The 2,656-nt window shown below is 57.1% G+C and carries 2 protein-coding genes; one reads left to right on the top strand and one right to left on the bottom strand.

Annotated features, from left to right (window positions below):
* Positions 1–2,138 (top strand): acetate--CoA ligase family protein (locus ACWVCN_RS06295; protein ID WP_455244708.1); only part of this gene is annotated, 2,138 nt, incomplete at its 5' end.
* Positions 2,139–2,163: 25 nt separating this feature from the next.
* Here ACWVCN_RS06295 and ACWVCN_RS06290 read toward each other — a convergent pair.
* Complete coding sequence (locus ACWVCN_RS06290) at positions 2,164–2,472, bottom strand: DUF3175 domain-containing protein (RefSeq protein WP_455244707.1); 309 nt, start codon at positions 2,470–2,472, stop codon at positions 2,164–2,166.
* Between the last annotated feature and the right edge of the window lie 184 nt (positions 2,473–2,656).

Raw genomic sequence — 2,656 nt, 5'->3', positions numbered from 1 at the left:
TGAAACCGTTTTTCCGTCCTCGCACCGTGGCCGTCATCGGAGCCTCACGCGAACGGACCGGCGTCGGGCACAGGCTGCTTGAATCGCTCTTGGAAAGCCGCTTCTCCGGAATGATCTTCCCGGTCAACCCGCGCGCAACAGAGATCGCGGGGCTACCGGCATATTCCAGGCTGACCGCCGTTCCTGACCCGATCGATCTCGCCATTGTCGCCGTGCCGCCCGATCTCGTTCTGTCGGTTATCGGCGAGTGTGCGGCTAAGAACGTCCCGGCCGTCGTCCTGATTACAGCCGGTTTTTCTGAAACGGGGGAATCCGGAATATCCCTCGAACAGCAGCTCCAAGCCAAAATCCGGGAGCATCGCATGAGACTTCTCGGACCTAATTGCTTCGGGCTGATGAATCTCGATCCCGCTGTGCGCCTTAACGCTACCTATACACCCATTTCCCCCCCCACCGGTCGAGTTGCCATCGCGTCAGAAAGCGGTGGTCTTGGACTTGCCGTGGCGACGGCGGCGCAACGAATAAATCTCGGCCTCTCCGGTTTTGTCAGTCTCGGCAATCATGCGGACGTCACAGTGAACGATCTTCTCGAATATTGGGAACAGGACCCGGCAACGGATGTCATCCTGCTCTACCTCGAAACGATCGTCGATCCTCCGCGGTTTAGACAGCTTGTCGAGCGAGTGGGAAAACAAAAGGCGATCGTCGTCTTGAAAGCAGGCAGGACCTCGCCTGGTCAATCGGCAGCGGGATCACACACAGCGGCGCTGGCGACGAATGAGACAGCCGTTGAGGCCCTCTTCGCTCAATGCGGCGTGATCAGGGCAACCAACTTGGAAGAATTTTTAGCCCTTGCCACAGGCTTGTCGAACCAGCAGCTGCCGACCGGCCAGCGGATCGGCATACTGACGAATTCCGGAGGCCCCGGGGTGCTTTGCGCCGACAGTTGTGCTTCGGAGGGACTCAATGTTCCGGAGTTATCCGCGCACACCAGATCGTCGCTTGCCTCTTTTCTTCCTCCGACTGCCGCTTTGGGAAACCCTGTTGACGTTATCGGCTTTGCTACAGAAGAGCAGCATGCGCGGGCCGTTGAAACTATGCTGAGAGCCGATGAGATTGACGCGCTCATCATTGTTCATGTCTCGGTGAGACCTGAAGACAACCCTCCGGTCGCAGCCGGGATCATCAAAGGAATTCAAGCGGCACGACAGGTCCACGGGATCAACAAGCCTGTCTATATCTGCTGGATGGCAGAGGGAGACCTGGACAGAACATTCACCGTCGACGGAGAAGCCATTCCCGCCTACAGACACCCTGAGATTCCGGCCCGGGTTATCTGCCATGCCGTTCGATATGCGGCGTGGCGGCAAGCACCAATCTGGCACAGGCCGAGCTTTGAGAACATCGACCTACCAAAGGCTAAACTGATTTGCACCAAGGCCTTGTCAGAGCGCGGACCTGGTTGGCTCAATACGGAGGAAACTTACGCACTGCTCAACGCGGTGCAACTGCCGCTTCACGAAGGGACCGTCGCCAGCACGGAGGATGAAGCTGCGCAGGCGGCCAGCAAGCTCGGCTATCCTGTCGCGGTAAAACTCTCGTCACACCGCATCATGCACAAGACGGAAATCGGGGCCGTGCGTCTCAATCTCAAGAATGAGCAGGAGGTGCGAGACGCTTATCAGGCTATCCGATCCCGGCTCCTTCGGAACCGCGAACTGGATGCGATGGAAGGAGTACTCGTCCAACCGATGTTATCCGACGGCATCGAAGTGATGGTCGGAATGACCCGCGATCCGCTCTTCGGGCCTTTGATCGCCTTCGGCCTGGGCGGAATACATGTTGAACTGATCAAGGATCTGCAATTTCGTGTGGCCCCGCTGACCGATCACGACGCAGTCACTATGGTCCGCGGGATCACAGGTTATCCGTTGCTCACCGGCTACCGAGGGCAACCGGCCGTCGATATCAAATCAATCCAGGATATTCTGCTACGCATTTCCAGGCTCTGCGAAGAGATTCCCGAAATCAGCGAAATCGATCTCAATCCGGTCTTCGCTTTCCCCGCTGCATCCGGCTGTAAGGTCGCAGACGCAAGAATTCATGTCCAACCTTGCGCACTTCGAGCCATAACCTAGTGCTGTATCAGACCATAGGCCGACTCTATCTCGGTCCGCATGACTTCTTGCGTGGTTTGTCGAAGAGGGCTCGTAGCTCATCTTTCGCTGCTTCGAGCCGGGCTCGTTGCTTGGAAGGAAGCTGCCTGCCAGCCCTATTGATGTAGAAGTTGAGCATCGACATCGCCGATCTGAATGGTGATGACTTGCGACGGTCGCTACGCTCAGCAGACCGCTTCAGGGAGCGTGCAATCTTCCCGGGGTCTTCCCAGGTGAAGACCCCGGGATCCAAATCGAGGGCGTTGCTTTCCTCAGTGACGCGTTGGGACCACTTCTTATTTTTCGTTGTTGTCACCGTCGTCTCTCCGACTCAATCCGCGCACCACCTATTCTAATCGGTGATTTATGCTTCATCGGCAAGAAGGACTGTTATTTCCCCCCCCCCAGCCATACAACGTTATCGACGGCCCTGATGCTCCGTATGGCATGCGAGGCATGAACGCTGCTGCTGAATAGCCGTGACATGACGTTGGCCAATC

The organism is Petrachloros mirabilis (genome assembly GCF_975968855.1).
Note: the sequence above shows the minus strand (reverse complement) of the source record. Positions and strands in the feature narration are given on the sequence as shown.